Source organism: Clostridium sp. CTA-17 (assembly GCF_054767895.1).
In genome coordinates, this window is sequence record NZ_BAAABF010000034.1 from 1 (window position 1) to 394 (window position 394).

The 394-nt window shown below is 56.1% G+C and carries 3 tRNA genes; all 3 read right to left on the reverse strand.

The annotated features are described in order from the left end of the window. Positions 1-73: 73 nt before the first annotated feature. A tRNA-Glu gene (locus ACYUCG_RS15285) sits at positions 74-148 on the reverse strand. Positions 149-155: 7 nt separating this feature from the next. After that, positions 156-232, reverse strand: a tRNA-Asp gene (locus ACYUCG_RS15290). Positions 233-245: 13 nt separating this feature from the next. Further along, positions 246-321 (reverse strand) — tRNA-Val (locus ACYUCG_RS15295). Positions 322-394 lie beyond the last annotated feature (73 nt).

Here is a 394-nt window from a genome sequence, read left to right on the forward strand (position 1 = left end):
CAACAGGGATCGAACCTGTGACCCCCTGCTTGTAAGGCAGGTGCTCTCCCAGCTGAGCTATGCGACCGTAATATGGTGACCCCTAGGGGAATCGAACCCCTGTTACCACCGTGAAAGGGTGGTGTCTTAACCGCTTGACCAAGGGGCCAAAAATGTGGCGACTCAGAAGGGGCTCGAACCCTCGACCTCCGGCGTGACAGGCCGGCACTCTAACCAACTGAGCTACTGAGCCATTAAAAGTTTTATGGTGGTCGCAACAGGGATCGAACCTGTGACCCCCTGCTTGTAAGGCAGGTGCTCTCCCAGCTGAGCTATGCGACCGTAATATGGTGACCCCTAGGGGAATCGAACCCCTGTTACCACCGTGAAAGGGTGGTGTCTTAACCGCTTGACC